Source organism: Streptomyces sp. NPDC044984 (assembly GCF_040646935.1).
GTDB lineage: Bacteria > Actinomycetota > Actinomycetes > Streptomycetales > Streptomycetaceae > Streptomyces.
This window is the reverse complement of sequence record NZ_JBEZBE010000007.1, coordinates 66,278-83,619: the sequence shown is the minus strand read 5'-3', so window position 1 is coordinate 83,619 and position 17,342 is coordinate 66,278. Positions and strand designations below refer to the sequence as shown.

The 17,342-nt window shown below is 72.8% G+C and carries 17 protein-coding genes; 7 read left to right on the top strand and 10 right to left on the bottom strand.

The genetic code is table 11. From position 1 onward, the window contains the following. Positions 1-284 precede the first annotated feature (284 nt). From AB0A94_RS09870 to AB0A94_RS09860, 3 genes are all read right to left on the bottom strand, one after another. Entirely contained in the window at positions 285-944 is a 660-nt protein-coding gene (locus AB0A94_RS09870) for a DUF5063 domain-containing protein (RefSeq protein WP_361741553.1), read from the bottom strand. Continuing rightward, positions 937-1,536, bottom strand: a complete 600-nt coding sequence (gene recR / locus AB0A94_RS09865; protein WP_030863096.1) for a recombination mediator RecR — start codon at positions 1,534-1,536, stop codon at positions 937-939. The genes AB0A94_RS09870 and recR overlap by 8 nt, the downstream gene beginning before the upstream one ends. Before the next feature lie 69 nt (positions 1,537-1,605). Next, on the bottom strand, positions 1,606-1,947 hold the full coding sequence (locus AB0A94_RS09860; RefSeq protein ID WP_361741550.1) for a YbaB/EbfC family nucleoid-associated protein: 342 nt from the start codon (positions 1,945-1,947) through the stop codon (positions 1,606-1,608). 272 nt (positions 1,948-2,219) lie between these two features. Between AB0A94_RS09860 and AB0A94_RS09855 the strand changes: the two genes are divergently transcribed. Further along, positions 2,220-2,966 (top strand): SLATT domain-containing protein, encoded by a 747-nt coding sequence (locus AB0A94_RS09855; protein ID WP_361741548.1) that lies wholly within the window; start codon positions 2,220-2,222, stop codon positions 2,964-2,966. A 9-nt stretch (positions 2,967-2,975) separates the two neighbouring features. Here AB0A94_RS09855 and AB0A94_RS09850 read toward each other — a convergent pair whose 3' ends face one another. The 4 genes from AB0A94_RS09850 to AB0A94_RS09835 form a co-directional block, all read right to left on the bottom strand. Next, positions 2,976-4,523 carry a substrate-binding domain-containing protein gene (locus AB0A94_RS09850; RefSeq protein ID WP_361741545.1) on the bottom strand — a complete coding sequence of 516 codons (1,548 nt, stop codon included), beginning with the start codon at positions 4,521-4,523 and terminating at the stop codon, positions 2,976-2,978. Between the two features lie 137 nt (positions 4,524-4,660). Further along, the gene (locus AB0A94_RS09845) at positions 4,661-7,042 is read right to left on the bottom strand and encodes a protein kinase (protein WP_361741542.1); all 2,382 of its coding nucleotides are present in this window, start codon (positions 7,040-7,042) and stop codon (positions 4,661-4,663) included. Positions 7,043-7,116: 74 nt separating this feature from the next. Further along, complete coding sequence (locus AB0A94_RS09840; RefSeq protein ID WP_361741539.1) at positions 7,117-7,587, bottom strand: MarR family transcriptional regulator; 471 nt, start codon at positions 7,585-7,587, stop codon at positions 7,117-7,119. Then, positions 7,584-8,189, bottom strand: coding sequence for a type 1 glutamine amidotransferase family protein (locus AB0A94_RS09835; RefSeq protein WP_217132906.1), 606 nt, complete (start codon positions 8,187-8,189; stop codon positions 7,584-7,586). The genes AB0A94_RS09840 and AB0A94_RS09835 overlap by 4 nt, the downstream gene beginning before the upstream one ends. A gap of 157 nt (positions 8,190-8,346) precedes the next feature. Here AB0A94_RS09835 and AB0A94_RS09830 point away from each other — a divergent pair, with 157 nt between their 5' ends. From AB0A94_RS09830 to AB0A94_RS09820, 3 genes are all read left to right on the top strand, one after another. Continuing rightward, a complete protein-coding gene (locus AB0A94_RS09830) occupies positions 8,347-9,702 on the top strand; it encodes an aspartate aminotransferase family protein (RefSeq protein WP_361741535.1) in 1,356 nt (451 codons plus the stop codon). 160 nt (positions 9,703-9,862) lie between these two features. Beyond that, the gene (locus AB0A94_RS09825; protein ID WP_361741532.1) at positions 9,863-10,576 is read left to right on the top strand and encodes a GntR family transcriptional regulator; all 714 of its coding nucleotides are present in this window, start codon (positions 9,863-9,865) and stop codon (positions 10,574-10,576) included. 107 nt (positions 10,577-10,683) lie between these two features. After that, positions 10,684-11,334: a hypothetical protein gene (locus AB0A94_RS09820; protein ID WP_361741530.1), complete on the top strand. Its 651-nt coding sequence runs from the start codon at positions 10,684-10,686 to the stop codon at positions 11,332-11,334. A gap of 9 nt (positions 11,335-11,343) precedes the next feature. Here AB0A94_RS09820 and AB0A94_RS09815 read toward each other — a convergent pair whose 3' ends face one another. Then, a complete protein-coding gene (locus AB0A94_RS09815; RefSeq protein ID WP_361741527.1) occupies positions 11,344-11,634 on the bottom strand; it encodes a hypothetical protein in 291 nt (96 codons plus the stop codon). A gap of 116 nt (positions 11,635-11,750) precedes the next feature. Next, positions 11,751-13,034, bottom strand: coding sequence for an adenylosuccinate synthase (locus tag AB0A94_RS09810; RefSeq protein ID WP_217132919.1), 1,284 nt, complete (start codon positions 13,032-13,034; stop codon positions 11,751-11,753). Positions 13,035-13,219: 185 nt separating this feature from the next. Between AB0A94_RS09810 and AB0A94_RS09805 the strand changes: the two genes are divergently transcribed. After that, positions 13,220-14,089, top strand: a complete 870-nt coding sequence (locus AB0A94_RS09805) for a diacylglycerol kinase (protein ID WP_361741524.1) — start codon at positions 13,220-13,222, stop codon at positions 14,087-14,089. 101 nt (positions 14,090-14,190) lie between these two features. Here the strand turns inward: AB0A94_RS09805 and AB0A94_RS09800 are convergent, their stop codons facing one another. Then, the gene (locus AB0A94_RS09800) at positions 14,191-14,688 is read right to left on the bottom strand and encodes a MarR family transcriptional regulator (protein ID WP_361741522.1); all 498 of its coding nucleotides are present in this window, start codon (positions 14,686-14,688) and stop codon (positions 14,191-14,193) included. Positions 14,689-14,791: 103 nt separating this feature from the next. Between AB0A94_RS09800 and AB0A94_RS09795 the strand changes: the two genes are divergently transcribed. Both AB0A94_RS09795 and AB0A94_RS09790 read left to right on the top strand, forming a co-directional pair. Continuing rightward, positions 14,792-15,703, top strand: a complete 912-nt coding sequence (locus tag AB0A94_RS09795; protein ID WP_361741519.1) for an ABC transporter ATP-binding protein — start codon at positions 14,792-14,794, stop codon at positions 15,701-15,703. After that, positions 15,700-17,334, top strand: a complete 1,635-nt coding sequence (locus tag AB0A94_RS09790) for an ABC transporter permease (RefSeq protein WP_361741516.1) — start codon at positions 15,700-15,702, stop codon at positions 17,332-17,334. Before AB0A94_RS09795 ends, AB0A94_RS09790 begins: the two co-directional genes overlap by 4 nt. Positions 17,335-17,342: the final 8 nt, after the last annotated feature.

Here is a 17,342-nt window from a genome sequence, read left to right as displayed (position 1 = left end):
TCACGTTGCGGCCTCGGTACGCCTCGGCGTCGGGGCCTCGGGCCGGTTCTCCCGGATCCGGTTCTCGACGTCTGTCCGGCTGCTTGCCGGCTCATCGGGTCTCCCCGTCCTCCGCCACCGCGTAACCGGGTACGGACGGCCACCGGGCGGTCAGCTCACGCGGCGGACGCCAGCAGGGACACACCCATCCCAAAAAAGCGTGAGCACACCGGCCGACACCGTCCATTGAGCGCTCATTTGAGTACTCAATGGACACTCGCCTGCCCTATGCTCACGCTTTTTCATCACATGACCGGTCGCACGCCCAGCGGGGTGCCGATCTCCTCGGCCATGACCTTGCCCGCCTCGAACTCCAGGGTGTCGTCGCCCATGCCCTGGTCGGTGTCGAGGCCGTCGAGTTCGGCGAGGGGCTGGTCGAGGCGGACGTGGGCGACCACCGACTGGAGGGCGCGCAGGGTCGCGGACGCCGTGGAGCCCCAGTTGGAGAAGTAGGAGAACTGCCACCACCACAGGGCCTCCGTGGTGCGGCCGGCCTTGTAGTGGGCCATGCCGTGGCGGAGGTCGGTGATGACGTCGGTGAGGTCGTCGGAGATACGGGCCGGGACCGGGGCCTTGCGGGGCTCGTAGGGGTCGAAGACCTCGGAGTAGACGTCGATCGGGTCGAGCATCCGGGCGAGGTTCTCGCGGAGTTCGTCCACGTCGCCCTCCGGGCCCAGGTCGGGCTCGTAGCGCTCCTCGGGGACGATGTCCTCGTGTGCGCCCAGACGGCCGCCGGCCAGGAGGAGCTGGGAGACCTCCAGGAGGAGGAAGGGGACGGCCGAGTCCGGCTCGTCGCCCTTCGCGACCTCCGTGACGGCGACCAGGAAGCTCTCGATCTGGTCCGCGATCTGGACCGCGAAGTCGTCCGGGTTCCGGTCCGTCGCGTGCAGCGTGGCATCAGACATCTAGGAGTCGTCTCCCCTCGAAGGCGCGGCCGAGGGTCACCTCGTCCGCGTATTCCAGGTCGCCGCCCACCGGGAGGCCGCTGGCCAGGCGGGTGACCTTCAGGCCCATGGGCTTGATCATGCGGGCGAGGTACGTCGCCGTCGCCTCGCCCTCCAGATTCGGGTCCGTGGCCAGGATCAGCTCCGTGACCGTACCGTCGGCCAACCGCGCGAGAAGTTCTCGTATACGCAGGTCGTCGGGGCCGACCCCGTCGATCGGGCTGATCGCGCCGCCCAGCACGTGGTAGCGGCCCCGGAACTCACGGGTGCGCTCGATGGCCACGACGTCCTTGGGCTCCTCGACGACGCAGATGACGGCCGGGTCGCGGCGGGTGTCGCGGCAGATGTTGCACTGCTCCTCCTGCGCGACGTTCCCGCAGGTCGCACAGAAGCGGACCTTCGCCTTGACCTCCATCAGCGCGTGCGCCAGACGCCGTACGTCCGTCGGTTCCGCCTGGAGGATGTGGAAGGCGATCCGCTGCGCGCTCTTGGGACCGACGCCGGGCAACCGCCCCAGCTCGTCGATGAGGTCCTGGACCACGCCTTCGTACAACGGACTGCCGTCCCTTCCTGGTGTTCCTTCAGTACGTACGGTAGAGGCCCGCGGGCCGTCTGAGAAAGGTCAGAACGGGAGACCGGGGATGCCGCCGCCGCCCAGCCCCTGGGCCAGCGGGCCGAGCTTCTGCTGCTGAAGGGTCTGTGCGTTCTCGTTGGCCGCCTGGACCGCCGCGACGATCAGGTCGGCGAGGGTCTCGGTGTCCTCCGGGTCCACCGCCTTCGGGTCGATCACGAGGCCGCGCAGCTCACCGGAGCCGGTGACGGTGGCCTTCACCAGACCGCCTCCCGACTGCCCTTCGACCTCGGTCCTCGCCAGCTCCTCCTGGGCCCTGGCCAGGTCCTGCTGCATCTTCTGGGCCTGCTGGAGCAGCTGCTGCATGTTCGGCTGGCCACCACCGGGGATCACGATTCGGCTCCTTGGTCGGTCCGTCGGTAAGGGTTTTACCGTTCGGCACGAGCCTACGTGGTCACGGGAGCCGTTGCCCCGGCACTCTTTCGAGTGAGTCGCGAGGGGGGCCCTATACCTGATCACGGCCATCTTCCGGGCGACAAAGAGCCCGAACCCCCGACGCCGCCACCCGTTGGGAGGTAGGAAGGGTCAGGCGCGCGAGCACGTGGCGTCACGCTTCATGGACGGACAGTAAGCGGAGTCAGCAGGGGTCAGTAGGGAGATACCGGGTGGGTCAGCCGGAGATGCAGCCCGAGGGGCGGCCTCAGGACGGGCGGGGCGAGGAGGCGGCCGGGCTGTGGCCGGGCGACCTGGAGGGGCGGGAGTTCCCGCTCGGGGACTGGGGCGAGCCGGCGGCCCGGCTGGACGAGCTGTACCGGTGGGTGGAGCGCGGCGCGCTGGACACGGCCGCCTGGTATCTCGCGGACCGGGTGTGGAAGCGGTGGTGCGCGTGGGCGCTGCGGGCCGGGACGGCCGTGGGCGCGCTGACCGGGGCCGCGCTGCCGCTGCTCGATCTGACCGGGGTGGCCGACGGGTCCGCGCCCTGGGGTTATCTGGCGCTGCTGCTCGGGGTGGCCTGTGTGGCCGGGGACCGGTTCTTCGGGATGACGTCCGGCTGGATGCGGGACGTGGCGACCGCGCAGGCCGTGCAGCGGCGGCTGCAGGCGTTCCAGTTCGACTGGGCGTCGGAGTGCGTGCGCGAGGTGCTCGGCCCGGCGGACGGCACGGCGAGCGAGGCGGCCGAGCGGTGCCTGTCGGTGCTGCGGCGGTTCTCGGAGGACGTCACCGAGCTGGTACGGGTCGAGACGGCCGACTGGATGGTGGAGTTCCGCACGGGCGGCGCGCCGCTGGGCATCCAGACGGCGGTGGCGGGCGCGGGGCGCCCGGAGGGCTCCCTCCCGCCCGGCCGCTTCCCGTCCCCGCAGGGGCCGGCCCGTCCCAACATGCCGCGGCAGCGTCCGCCCGAGCCGCGCTGAGCCGGTTCGTCACGGCAGGGGCCGCTCGCACAGCTCCATCCCCGCCGGGGTCCAGCACGGCAGGTGGCCGTGGGTGCGGATCACCTCCTGGCCGATGCCGCGCGTGAGGTACGTCAGGAAACCCGACGCCAGCGAGTTCGCCGGCGGCTGCCCGTAGGTGTAGGCGTACTCGATCTCCCGGTACGGGTAGGAGCTCGTCCCGTGCTCGATGGCGTCGACGGACGGGGCCTCGCCGTCGAGGTCCAGCCGGTGCAGCCCCCTCACCCGGGAGGCGCGGGCGTGTTCGCTGTAGCCGATCGCGCCGGGGATGCCGGCGACGGTCTCCAGCACCTGCTCGGTGGAGTCGAGTTCACAGCGGATGACGGGGGCGGTCGGGTCGTCCTTGTGCACGCAGTCGACGGAGGAGTGGGCGATCTCGCCCCGGCCCAGCACGCGGCGCTGGAAGACCTGCCTCGTGCCCGAGTTGGCGTCCCGGCTGACGAGGTGGACCGGCAGGTCCCGGCCGCCGAGCTCGTTCCAGTTCGCGATCTCGCCCCGGTACAACCGTCGTACGTCCGTCGTCGACAGGTTCCGCAGCCCCACGTCCTCGTTCACCACCAGCGCGAACACCGACACCGCCACCTGGGTCCCGCGCAGTCCGGACAGCCCGCTCGGCCTGGGTCCGTCCGACAGGACCACCAACGGCGGCGAGCCGCCCTCCTCGTCCGCCCCGGCCGCCGCCAGGTCCCGGATTCCGGCCGCCGACCCGTGCGGGTCCACCTCGATGCGCGGGTCCTCGTCCGCGCAGTCCCGCTCGTACTTCTCCGCGACCTCCCGCAGCACCGGCGCGAACGCCGTCGAGCCGGTGAGGGTCAGGGTGCCGCTCCTGCAGCCGATGGGGGGCGGGCTGTCGTCCTGGGCCACGACGATCACCGCCAGGGCCACCACGCACAGCGTGAGCGTGATGGTGATCAGTCGCGCCGCACGGCTGAACAGCGGGGCCTTGTCGTCCGGGGTGGCACTGCGGTTGCGGTGCACGTCGCCCTCGCTGAGGTCGCCGCTCAGCTGGATCTCGTCGCCCACGCGGCCGCCGGAGAGCAGCACCAGCAGCTTGTAGTAGGCGCCCCGGTTCAGCGGTACGCGCGGGAGGCGCAGGATGCCGTCCTGGTAGCCGAAACCGCGCTCCTGGGTGAAGTGCTCGAGGAGGTGGCTGGTCTCCGAGGGCTGGGTGACCGAGACGCCGAGGATGGTGCGCTCCGTGAACTCCACGGTCAGGCCGTGGCTTCCCGGACCCTGGTAGTCGTCGCGGCCGATGGTCTGCGAGCCGTCGTTCTCGATGCGCAGCAGCACCATGCTGGCGTGCGTCATCCCCGCCGCCGCCGTGTCGAACCAGCCCTCCCGCCGGATGGTGCGGCTCGACCGCTGGCCGTCACCGATCGGGGCGTCCAGCTGCACGCGGTACCCGATGCGTTTGCGGCGCGGCACCCGCCGCTCGTACCAGACCATGACGGCGGAGGCGACGACACCGAGGATCGCCGTCGCCACGGCCACCAGATTCTCCGCGCTCAGCCACTGCATCGTGCCGCCCCCGCCACTGCCCGCACGTCCGACCGGGCAGTCACCGTACGGCTGTGCGAAGCGGTCGGCGGTGTTCGTTCGCCGGAGTTCGCCGAACGTTCAACCCCGTCGGATGAACGCGGAGTCGGTGCGGTGCGTCAGTCCCGCGTGTAGGTGAGCTGTTCGCCGTTCCCGGTGTTCACGCGCTGGAGCGAACCGTCGGGGAGGAGGAGGATCTCGCTGGCGGAGCCCGGGGTGCAGGCGCTGCGCGGCTGTCCGACCGCCACGGAGGACGGGCCGAGTTCCAGCCGGTTGCCGGAGCCGCCGGTGAGGCGGGCCTCGAAGACGCAGTGGTAGGTGCCGCTGTCGGCGGGCCCGTCGGCGACGAGGGACATGACCGTGTCACCGACCTCGCCCTGCTGGAGGGTCAGCCTGCGGGTGTGTTCGCCGCTCGCGTTGTCGATGGTGGTGGACCAGCTGCCCAGGTAGTCGGCGGGGACGGCCCCGTCCGCGGACGCGGAGGCGCTCGGCCCCTGTGTGCCGGTCGGCTGTGTGTCCTCCGGGGTGGTGGGACCGGTGCTTCGGGACGCGCCGCCGGGCGACGGGGCCGCGGTGGGGTCGCCGCCGGCGCGGTTGCCAGTGCCCTCGCCGCTCATCAGCGCGTACACAGTGCCGCCGGCGGCGAGCGCGACGACCAGCGCGATCACCACGAGCAGCACGGTGGAACGACCGTCCCGGCGCGGCTCGGACGCCGGCCCGAACGGCGGTGGGCCGTAGGGCGGGGTCCGGTCGGTGGCGTACCCGTCGTAGGGGTAGCCGTACGCGGGCTGCTGAGGGTGCCCGTACGGCCCCGGTGCCGGGGGTGGGGCGGGGGTGTTCTGACCCGCCACGAGGGTGGGCGGATGATTCGCCCCCGGCTGCCCGGGCGGGGGCGGGGACGCCGTGCCGGCCGCGGGCGGCACGGCGGAGTCGTCGGCGGCACGGGCGTGCTCGGGGGTACCGGCGTGGTGGCCCGCCCAGGGCGGTACCCCCGGCCCGACGGGCGCGCCATGAGGTGCCGCCCCGGACGGCACCTGGTGCCCGGCGGCGGGGGCGTCGGGGTACGCCCCGGGCGACTCCGGCTGTCCGGCCGCCGGCGCGGCCGGAGCGGCGGAACCGCCGGGCTGCCCGGTGGCATCGGCCGTACCGGCGGGACCGGTCTGCGCGGCAGCGGGCATGCCGGAACGCGCCGGCCCGGGCGGCAGCTGCTGTCCGCCCGCCGGTGCCGGAGCGGGGGCACCGCCCGACTGCCCGGCTCCGGGTGCGCCGGGACGCCCCGCGGAATCGTCCGCCCCGGCGGTACCGGCCTGCCCGGACCCACCGGACGCGCCCGGCCCGGGCGGCAACTGCTGCCCGGCCCCCGGCGCCGGAGCGGGGTCGGGGCTGCCCGGATGTACCGGCGGCCAGACGACCGGAGACGCAGCCGCCGACACCGAAGCAGGATCAGGGCCACCCGGGTGCACCGGCGGCCAGACGACCGGAGGCGTGCCCGCCGGTGCGGGAGCAGGGTCAGGGCCACCCGGGTGCACCGGCGGCCAGACGGCCGGAGGCGTGCCCGCCGGTGTGGGGGGCATCGGGGTTTCCGGGTCCTCCGCGTCCAGGAGGCGGACCGCGTGGCGGCCGAGCTGGGCCACCAGGGCGCCCGGCAGCCAGGGGTCGCGGGAGCGGCCGTCGGCGACGGTGTCGTCCGCGCCGGTGCGCCGCAGGACCTCGTCCAGCGTGGGCCGCGCCGCCGGGTCCTTGCGCAGGCAGTCGCGTACGAGATCGGCGAGCCCTTCGGGCACCCGCTCCAGGTCGGGTTCCTCCTGGGCGATGCGGAACATCAGCGCGTGCACACCGCTGTGGGCGGTGCCGAACGGGAGCGTTCCGGTGGCGGCGTGGGCGAGCACCGAGCCGAGGCAGAACACGTCACAGGCCGGTGTGATGCGGTCGCCGCGCACCTGCTCGGGTGCCATGAAGCCGGGTGAGCCGACGAGCGCGCCGGTGCGGGTGAGCCCGCCGTCGGTCACCGTCTCCAGCGCCCGCGCGATCCCGAAGTCGATGACGCGCGGACCGTCGATGGTGACGAGCACGTTGGACGGCTTGAGGTCCCGGTGGATGATCCCGGCGGCGTGGATGTCCTTCAGCGCGTGCGCGAGACCGGCGGCGAGGATGCGTACCGAACGCTCGGGCAGCGCCCCGTGGTCGTGTGCGACCACCTGCTGGAGGCTGGGCCCGGCGACGTACCCGGTGGCGACCCACGGCACGGGCGCCTCCGTGTCCGCGTCGAGGACCGGCGCCGTCCAGTCACCGCCGACCTGCCGCGCGGCCCGCACCTCCTGGCGGAAGCGCGACCGGAACTCCTCCCGCTGGGCCAGCTCCTGGCGGACCAGCTTGACGGCGACGGTGCGTCCCCGGTCGGAGCGGGCGAGGTAGACCTGCCCCATGCCGCCGGCCCCGAGCCGCGCGAGCAGCCGGTACGCCCCGATGCGCTGTGGATCCCCGGGCCCGAGCTTGTCCATCGCCGCACCGCCTCCCCCCGTGAGCAACATTCCGAGAATAGTGCGGGGCCGGTACCCGGTGAGCCGGGTGACCTCTACGGTTCCGTAACAGGCGGTCCGAGTGCGTCCAGCACCGTGGACAGGCGTTCCAGCGCCTCCACCGCCCGGGCGAGTTCCGCCTCCCCGTACGCCGCTCCGTACGCCTCCGCCAGCCGCTCCGCGAAGGCCGCGTGGCCGGGGTCGACACGGCTGACCGCCGCGCGTCCCTCCTCGGTCGGGGCGAGGAGTTTGGCACGGCGGTGGGCCGGGTTGGGCCGGTACTCGGCGAGTCCGCGCTCCACCAGCAGATCGGCGACGCGCTGCACGCTCTGCCGGGTGATGCCCATGGCCCTGGCGATCCCGGAGACCGGCAGCGGCTCACCGAGGACCGCGCCGAGCACCTGCCACCAGGCGGCGGTGAGCCCGGCGGGCCGGGCCAGCTCCTCGGCGACGGCGAGGAACTGGCCGTTCAGCCGGAAGGTGCCGAGCGCGCCCCTGCTGAGCAGGTCCTGATGCTCCCGGCTCACCGCGCCAGGGCCTTCGCGTACTCGGCGTACGCCTCGGGGTCGGAGTCGTGGAACAGCCGGTACCAGGCGTCGGTCACCTTCTCGTCGTAGACCCCGAGCAGCCGGAAGATCTCGCGGGCGAAGGCGACGGGCTCGGTCGGCCCGGCGGTGACGAGGCCGCCGTCGGTGACCGCGTCGGCCTCGACGTACCGGTCGCCGCCCGCGTAGCCGGTCGCGGCGAGGTAGAAGGGGGCGGCGCTGGTGTGCGCCCGTTCGTCGAGCAGCCCCTCGCGGGCGAGCCCGGCGGTGGCGCCGCAGATCGCGGCGACGGGCACACCGGCGTCGAGGAAGGCGCGGGCGGTGCGGGCGAAGGGGGCGAGGTCGTCGCCCTCGTCCCAGCGGTCGGCGCCGGGGAGGATCAGCAGCGCGCTGTCCTCGGGCCGCAGCGCGTCGAGCGCGAGGTCGGACAGGACGCGGAGTCCGCCGATGCCGGTGACGGGCTCCCCGGCCGGGGTGACCGTACGCACCTCGTAGCCGGCGCGCGCGAGGTGCGCGGTGGCGTGACCGGTCTCCCAGTCGGCGAAGGTGTCGTAGAGGGCGAGGTGCACGGGCTTGCGGGTCATGACCGCTCCCTTGTGGGTACGCCAGCAGATGACAGCATCTTGTCATTACGACAGCTCGCTGTCAATCGACGTCGTCGACAACCTGTCGCGGAAAGTCCCCCACCGCAGACAGGCCGCCGATGTCGCGGCCCCGCGGCCCCGGCCTACCCTCGGCCCCATGACCCCTCAGCCGAACCCCGAGGTCGGGGCCGCCGTCAAGGCCGCCGACCGTGCGCATGTGTTCCACTCCTGGTCCGCGCAGGAGCTCATCGACCCGCTCGCCGTCGCCGGGGCGCAGGGGTCGTACTTCTGGGACTACGACGGCCGGCGCTACCTCGACTTCACCAGCGGACTCGTCTACACCAACATCGGCTACCAGCACCCGAAGGTCGTCGCCGCGATCCAGGAGCAGGCGGCGCGGATGACGACGTTCGCGCCCGCGTTCGCCGTCGAGGCGCGGTCGGAGGCGGCGCGGCTGATCGCCGAGCGGACCCCGGGCGACCTGGACAAGATCTTCTTCACCAACGGCGGCGCCGACGCCGTGGAGCACGCCGTCCGCATGGCGCGGCTGCACACCGGCCGCCCCAAGGTGCTCTCCGCCTACCGCTCGTACCACGGCGGCACCCAGCAGGCGGTCAACGTCACCGGCGACCCGCGCCGCTGGGCCTCCGACAGCGGCACGGCCGGGGTCGTGCACTTCTGGGCGCCGTTCCTGTACCGCTCCCGCTTCTACGCCGGGACGGAGGAGCAGGAGTGCGCGCGGGCGCTGGAGCACCTGGAGACGACGATCGCCTTCGAGGGTCCTTCGACCGTCGCCGCGATCGTCCTGGAGACGATCCCGGGGACGGCGGGCATCATGCCGCCGCCCGCCGGCTACCTCGCGGGCGTGCGCGAGATCTGCGACAAGTACGGCATCGTCTTCGTCCTCGACGAGGTCATGGCCGGGTTCGGGCGGACCGGGACGTGGTTCGCGGTGGACCTGTACGACGTCGTCCCGGACCTGATGACCTTCGCGAAGGGCGTGAACTCCGGGTACGTGCCGCTGGGCGGGGTCGCGATCTCCGGGGCGATCGCCGAGACGTTCGGCAGGCGGCCGTACCCGGGCGGCCTGACGTACTCGGGACACCCGCTGGCCTGCGCCGCCGCCGTCGCGACGATCGAGGTGATGGCGGAGGAGGGCGTCGTCGAGAACGCGGCGACGCTCGGCGCGTCCGTCGTCGGGCCCGGGCTGCGGGAGCTGGCGGAGCGGCACCCGAGCGTGGGCGAGGTCCGCGGGACCGGCATGTTCTGGGCGCTGGAGCTGGTGCGCGACCGGGAGACCCGGGAGCCGCTGGTGCCGTACAACGCGGCCGGTGAGGCGAACGCCCCGATGGCGGCCTTCGCCGCCGCCGCGAAGGAGGCCGGGATCTGGCCCTTCGTGAACATGAACCGGACGCACGTGGTGCCGCCGTGCAACGCGAGCGAGGCGGAGCTGAAGGAAGGGCTGGCGGCACTGGACGCGGCCCTGTCCGTGGCGGACGGCTACGTGGAGTAACCGCGTCGGGAGACCGGCGTGAACGGGCGCGAGAGGGCGCGAGGGGGGCTCCCCCTCGCGCCTTTTCGAACACCCCGGGCCCGTCCGAACGCGTAAGGTGGCGTGCTCGTACACATCCGTGTGCACGTCACTCGAACGCGACGAGGGAGACGCCCCGACCATGCCCGGCTTCAGCGGCGGCGGTGCCGTGACCCGCAGCACCCTGCGGCAGCAGATCGCGGACGCGCTCCGTGACGAGGTGCTGGCCGGGCGGCTCCAGCCGGGGCAGGAGTTCACCGTCAAGGAGATCGCCGACCAGTACGGCGTGTCCGCGACCCCCGTCCGGGAGGCGCTGGTCGACCTGTCGGCGCAGGGACTGCTCGACGCCGACCAGCACCGGGGCTTCCGGGTCCACGAGTACTCCGTCGACGACTTCCGGGGCATGCTCGAGGCCCGCACCCTGGTGACCGACGGGATGTTCCACGCGCTGACCGAGGGCCACCTGGCCCATCTCCGGCCGGACGAGCCCCGGGTCGCCGCCGCCCTCGCCGGGGTGCGCAGACGCGGCGAGGAGGCGCAGCGCGCGGCCCTCGCCGGGGAGGTCACCGTGCTGATCGGCTACGACCTGCGCTTCTGGCGCGAACTCGGGTCCGTGTTCGGCAATCCGTACCTCACCGACTTCCTGCACCGGCTGCGCGTCCAGTCCTGGGTGTGCGTGGTGCAGCATCTGCGGCGGCTGCCCGATCTGCGCGGGCGCCTGTGGGCCGAACACACCGATCTGGTCGACGCCCTGTCGCGCCGGGACACCGATGCGGCCCGCGCGATCGTCGAGTCGTACAACGCGCACGTCCTCTCCCTCATCGAGGGGCTGACGGCCGGTGGGATGGGTAAGTGACCCGCAAGTGACCTGCACCAGGGTCCGCACGGGGGAAGCCGCCCGCGCCGGGCGCCGATACGCTTTCCCGACCACCGTGACCACCGCGCTGTGCGAGGAGTCCTCTTTTGGCCTGTGACCTGTGGCTGGTACCGCTCGTCGACGTGTTGTGCCACACGCCCGACAACCCGTTCGCCGAGGAACTCGCGCAGTACAACGCGGTGCTCGCCGAGTCCGGCCTGCCACCGGTGCCGGTGTACCAGTACATGCCGGGACTGTCCGGCGAGGTGGCCCCGGTCGCGGGCTTCGACTACGACGCGCTGCACTTCCTGCGGCGGGCGCACCTGCTCCAGGTGTGCGGGCTGCCGGTCACGCCGGTGGACGAACTGGGCGGTGACTACGAGCAGTTGCTGGAGATGTTCGAGGCGACGGCCCAGCAGTCCCACCTGGTCTGGCACTACGACCACGCGGGCGCGTACGTCCCCGTCGACTTCCCGCACCCCCTCGCCAACGACGAACTCCTCGCGGGCGGCGGCCCGCTGGGCTCCTCCCACGCGCTGCTGCGGGAGCTGCAGCTGGTCGCCCCGTCCATCGGCATCGACCCGGCGAACCCCCCGGCCGCGCCCGAACCGCCGCGTGGTCCGACCGAGTTGGAGGAGCCGGCCGTCCCCGCTCCGTACGATCCCAGCCCCTTCGCCCGCGAACGCCACGTCTGGCTGGGCCTGCACGCGGCGGCGACCCGGAGCCTGGCGCAGGGATCGATGATCGTCTTCAGCTGACGGCAGGGGTCAGCCCAGCTGCGCGAGTCCCTTCTGGAGGTCCTCCGCGTTCATGACGGGGCACATCTCCACCTGGGCGTTCAGGTGGGTGAAGAACGGTTCGCCCACCGGGGGCACCTCCGAGCTGTCCTGCATGTGGAGGACCAGCACCATCGTCCGCCGCCCGCCGATCGGACCGAAGTAGGCCGCCTCCGGCTGCAGCCGGTCGAGTATCCCCTTGACCTGGTCGGCCATCTTCCCGCTGCGCAGCAGCTCGTTCGCCTTCTCGGTGTCCAGCGTCGCCTTGAGCATCACGCGCATCGCACTCACCCTCTTCCGCGTGGATGCACGCACCGAATGTCAGGATATGCCCGCTACGACGAAACCACCGGCGCCCCTCGTCGAGGGACGCCGGTGGTCGGCCGGAACGGGTGGTCCTACAGGAACGAGTTGATCTCGATCGTCTCGTCGCGGCCCGGGCCCACGCCGATCGCGGAGATCGGGGCGCCGGACATCTCCTCCAGGGCCTTGACGTAGGCCTGGGCGTTCTTCGGCAGGTCGGAGAAGGACTTGGCCTTGCTGATGTCCTCGCTCCAGCCCGGCAGCATCTCGTAGACCGGCTTCGCGTGGTGGAAGTCGGACTGCGAGTACGGCAGCTCCTCGACCCGCTTGCCGTCGATCTCGTACGCCACGCAGACCGGGATCTGCTCCCAGCCGGTGAGGACGTCGAGCTTGGTGAGGAAGAAGTCGGTGAGGCCGTTGACGCGGGTGGCGTAGCGGGCGATCACCGCGTCGAACCAGCCGCAGCGGCGGTCCCGGCCGGTGGTGACACCGCGCTCGCCGCCGATGCGGCGCAGCGCCTCGCCGTCCTCGTCGAACAGCTCCGTCGGGAACGGGCCGGCGCCGACGCGGGTGGTGTACGCCTTCAGGATGCCGATGACCCGACTGATCTTCGTCGGGCCCACGCCGGCGCCCGTGCAGGCGCCGCCCGCGGTCGGGTTGGACGAGGTGACGAAGGGGTACGTGCCGTGGTCGATGTCGAGCAGCGTGCCCTGGCCGCCCTCGAAGAGGACCACCTTGTCCTGCTCCAGCGCCTCGTTCAGCACCAGCACCGTGTCGGCGACGTACGGGGCGAGCTTGTCGGCGTAGCCCAGCAGCTCCTCGACCACCTGCTCCACGGCGATCGCGCGCCGGTTGTAGAGCTTGGTGAGCATCTGGTTCTTGGCGTCGAGGGCCGCTTCGACCTTCTGGGTGAGGATCGACTCGTCGTACAGGTCCTGGACGCGGATACCGACGCGGTTGATCTTGTCGGCGTAGGTCGGGCCGATGCCCCGGCCCGTGGTCCCGATCTTGCGCTTGCCGAGGAACCGCTCGGTCACCTTGTCCACCGTCACGTTGTACGGCGTGATGATGTGCGCGTTTCCACTGATCAGGAGCTTGGACGTGTCGACGCCACGCTCGTTCAGACCGCTCAGCTCGGAGAGCAGGACCGACGGGTCGACGACGACGCCGTTGCCGATGACCGGCGTGCAGCCGGGGGACAGGATTCCGGAAGGGAGCAGGTGGAGGGCGTACTTCTGGTCGCCCACGACTACCGTGTGGCCGGCGTTGTTGCCGCCCTGGTAGCGCACCACATAGTCGACGGAACCACCGAGCAGGTCCGTCGCCTTTCCCTTGCCTTCGTCACCCCACTGAGCACCGAGCAGCACAAGTGCGGGCACGCGCGTACACCCCTTCCGGGCGGGGCATGTCCAAGGTCAGGGACGCACACGGAGGATCACCGCCGCGTGCACCGCGACCACCGTTGGCCGCCAACCGTCGGACCGGATGCCCCGGAATAGACGAAGCCCCTGGCGCAATAGCGCAAGGGGCTCTTGCACAAAGATGCTACCCGAGGAAGCGAGGCATGGCCGAGGTGGCGACTTCCAGGACCTCTTCCGCGACGTCCGATCAGCTCCTGGTGGTCGTCGACCCGGTCGCCCGACGGGCGGACGGCGAGTCCGTCCGGATCGCGAAGGACGTGATCGGCGCGGGTGCGGCGGGAGCCAAGGTGTGCCTGCCGGACGGGCCGGAGGAGTTCGCCCGGGTGCTGGCGCGGCGCGGGTCGCGGCGGCCGGTGGTGGTCGGCGACGACCGGGCCCTGGTGCGGGCGGTGACGCTGCTGCACCGGCAGCGGGAGCTGGCCGACTGCGCGCTGTCGCTGGTGCCGGTGGGGGGCGCGGTCTCCCTCGCCCGGTCGCTGGGGGTGCCCACGGGGGCGGTGGCGGCGGCGCGGGCCGTGCTGGACGGGGCCGAGCGGCGGATGGACCTGCTGGTGGACGACAGCGACGGGGTGGTGCTCGGCGCGCTGCGGATCCCGCCGCTCGGCGGCACGGCGCGGATACGGGAGGCGGCCGGCGAGACGGGGCGCCCGTGGCTGCGGACGTGCCGGTCGCTCGTACGGACCCTGGTGCCGGCGCGGCCGTCCGGGATCGTCTCCGCCCCCGAGGCGGGGCCGACGCGGCTGCGGGTGGAGGTCGACGGGGCGACGCTCGTCGACCTGGGGCAGCCGGTGGAGGGCGTCTCGGTCGCGCCCGGTGCCGCGGGGGCGGCCCGGGTCGAGGTGCGCCCGGCGTCGGTGGGCGCGGAGGCGTCCCCGCTGCTGGCGGAGGGGCGGACGGTGACCGTCTCGGGCGCACACTTCCGCTACTGGGCGGACGCGGCGGTGTCGGGGCCGGTGGGGACGCGGACGTGGGTGGTGCGGGAGGGGGCTTGGGGGCTGACGGTGCCCGTATGAGTCAGGCTCCGGCATCCGCTGCCGTCGGTCGCTCCGCCCCGACCGTCATGATGCGCCCTCCCCCTGAGACGGACCGGTCACCGCTCGGCCCAGCGGATCGACTACTCCCTCCCGAACCGCTCCTCCCGGTACACCCGCCAGCGCCCCATCATCGCCTCGACCTCCTCCTCCATGAACTCGAAGAAGGCCAGCGTCTCCGTCAGCCGCCGCCCCGCCGGGGTGTCCGCGCCCAGGCTGGTGACGCCCTCCCTCAGGGCGTCCTCCCAGCGCTTGAGGACGGTGTCGCGGTTGGTCAGGGCCTCGTACCACTGGTCGCCGTGGACCCGGTACCGCTCGCGGCGGGAGCCGGGCTCGCGTTCGCGCGACACCATGTGCACCTGGGACAGGTAGCGCACCGCGCCGGAGACCGCCGCCGGCGAGATCTTCAGCTGTTCGCCCAGCTCGGCGGAGGTCAGGACACCGGTGTCGGAGGCGAGCAGGGCCGCGAAGACACGGGCGGGCATGCGCGTCATCCCGGCCTCCACCAGTTGCGCCGCGAAGTGCTCCACGAACCGCGAGACCACCTCCGGGTCCCGGACCGCCCCGCTCGGTTCCGCCATGCCTCGATCATCTCCCCTGCTCAGACGCCATGGATCAGTCTAGCCACCGTTCATACGCTTCCTTAACTTCACAAATTTCTGAAAGAAGCGTACGTTCCGAAGCATGACGAAGGCCATCACCGTGTCCGGACTGCACAAGTCGTTCGGCCGGACCCACGCACTGGACGGGCTCGACCTGAGCGTCGGGACCGGCGAGGTCCACGGCTTCCTCGGACCCAACGGCTCCGGCAAGTCCACCACCATCCGCGTCCTGCTCGGCCTGCTGCGCGCCGACTCCGGGGCCGCGCAGGTGCTCGGCCGGGACCCGTGGACGGACGCCGTGGAGATCCACCGCCGCATCGCCTACGTCCCCGGTGACGTGACGCTGTGGCGCAACCTCTCCGGGGGCGAGGTCATCGACCTGTACGGGAGGCTGCGCGGCGGCCTGGACCCGCGCCGCCGGGCCGAGCTGGTCGAGCGGTTCGAGCTGGACCCGACGAAGAAGGGCCGCACGTACTCCAAGGGCAACCGGCAGAAGGTCGCCCTGGTCGCCGCGTTCGCCTCCGACGTCGACCTGCTGATCCTCGACGAGCCGACGTCCGGTCTGGACCCGCTGATGGAGGAGGTCTTCCAGCGCTGCGTCGCCGAGGAGCGGGAACGCGGGCGGACCGTGCTGCTGTCCTCGCACATCCTCAGCGAGGTGGAGGAGCTGTGCGACCGGGTCAGCATCATCCGCAAGGGGCGGACCGTGGAGAGCGGTTCGCTCGCCGAGCTGCGGCATCTGACCCGGACGAGCGTGAGCGCCGAACTCGCCGGCCCGCCGAACGGGCTGGCCGGACTGCCCGGCGTGCACGGCCTCGACGTGCAGGGGCGGCGCGTGCGGCTCCAGGTGGACACCGACAAGCTGGACGCGGTGCTGCGCTCGCTGAGCGAGTCGGGCGTGCGGTCGCTGACGTCCACCCCGCCGACGCTGGAGGAGCTCTTCCTGCGGCACTACCAGGACGAGGCCGCCGAGAGCGGGGTGAGCGCCCGATGAGCGCCGCCGCCTTCGCCGTACGGCCCGCGAGTTCGCGCCAACTCGCCGGCACCGGCCTCCTGTTGCGCTTCGCGCTGCGCCGGGACCGGGTGATGATCCCGGTCTGGGTCGCGGTGAACGCCCTGATGGTGCTGTCCATGCCGAACACGCTGAAGGGCCTGTACGGCACCCCGGCCGAACGCGCCGACCTGGTCGCCCAGACGGCCGGCAACTCCTCCCTGCGCGCCATGATCGGCCCGGTCTTCGGCGACTCCCTCGGCGCGCTGACCGTCTGGCGGGCCGGGGTCTACGCGGGGGCGCTGGCCGCCGTGGTCGGTCTGCTGGTCGTCGTACGGCACACGCGGGACGAGGAGGAGAGCGGGCGTCAGGAGATGGTGGCGTCCGGGATGGTGGGGCGCAGGGCCTCGCTGACGGCGGCGCTGCTCGCGGCGGCCGTCGCGAACGGGATGCTGGCACTGCTGGTGACGGCCGGACTGGCCGGGCAGGGCGCGGCGGGCGCGCTCGCGTTCGGGCTCGGCGTCGCGGGCGTGGGCATGGTGTTCGCGACGATGGCGGCGATCGTAGCGCAGCTGACGGAGAGCGCGCGGCTCGCGCGGGGACTGACGGCGGCGGTGCTCGGCGCGGCGTTCGTGCTGCGGGCGGCCGGCGACTCCGCGACCGGTGGGGGCACCTCCCAGGCTTTCGGCACTGGGGGAGGTTCGTCGCCGCTGACGTGGGCGTCACCGCTCGGCTGGCTGACGAACCTGCGGGCGTTCGCCGGTGAACGGTGGTGGGTGCTGGGGTTGTTCGCGGGAGCGGTGCTGGCCCAGGGGGCGGTGGCGTACGCGCTCGCCGGACGCCGGGACCTCGGCATGAGCTTCCTGCCGAGCCGGCCGGGACCGGCCGCCGGGCGGCTGGGCGGCGCGGGGGCGCTGGCGTGGCGGTTGCAGCGGGGCGGCGTGCTCGGCTGGAGCCTCGGGTTCCTGCTCGCCGGGCTGGTGTACGGCGGGATGGCGGAGGGAGCGGCCGATCTGGTCGGCGACAACGACAACGCCCGCGAGATCTTCCAGCGGATGGGCGGTCAGTCCGGCCTGACGGACGCTTTCCTCGCGGCGATGGCCGGAATGCTGGGGCTGGTGGCCGCCCTGTTCGTCGTGGCGTCGGTGCTGCGGCTGCACGGCGAGGAGACCTCGGGGCGGGCCGAACCGGTGCTCGCGGGGGCGGTCGGACGGCTGCGCTGGGCGGCCGGGCACCTGACCGTGGCGTTCGCCGGGGCGGTGCTGCTGATGCTGCTCGCGGGGGCGGGTCTCGCGCTCGGCCACGGCGAGCGGGCGGGGGAGATCCTGGGCGCGTGCCTGGTGCAGGTCCCGGCGGTGTGGGTGATCGGCGGGGTCGCGGTCCTGCTGTACGGGCTGGTGCCCGGGGCGGCGATGGCGGCGTGGGGCGTGGCCGGCGCGGTGCTGCTGATCGGCTGGGTCGGACCGGCGCTGGACGTACCGCGGGCGGTGCTGGACCTGTCGCCCTTCGGTCATCTGCCGAAGCTGCCGGGCGGGGGCATGGAGTGGGCCCCGGTGTTCGTCCTCACGGCTCTCGCGGCGGGGCTGGTGGCGGCGGGGCTGGCAGGGCTTCGGCGGAGGGACATGACGACGTGACGGGTGGC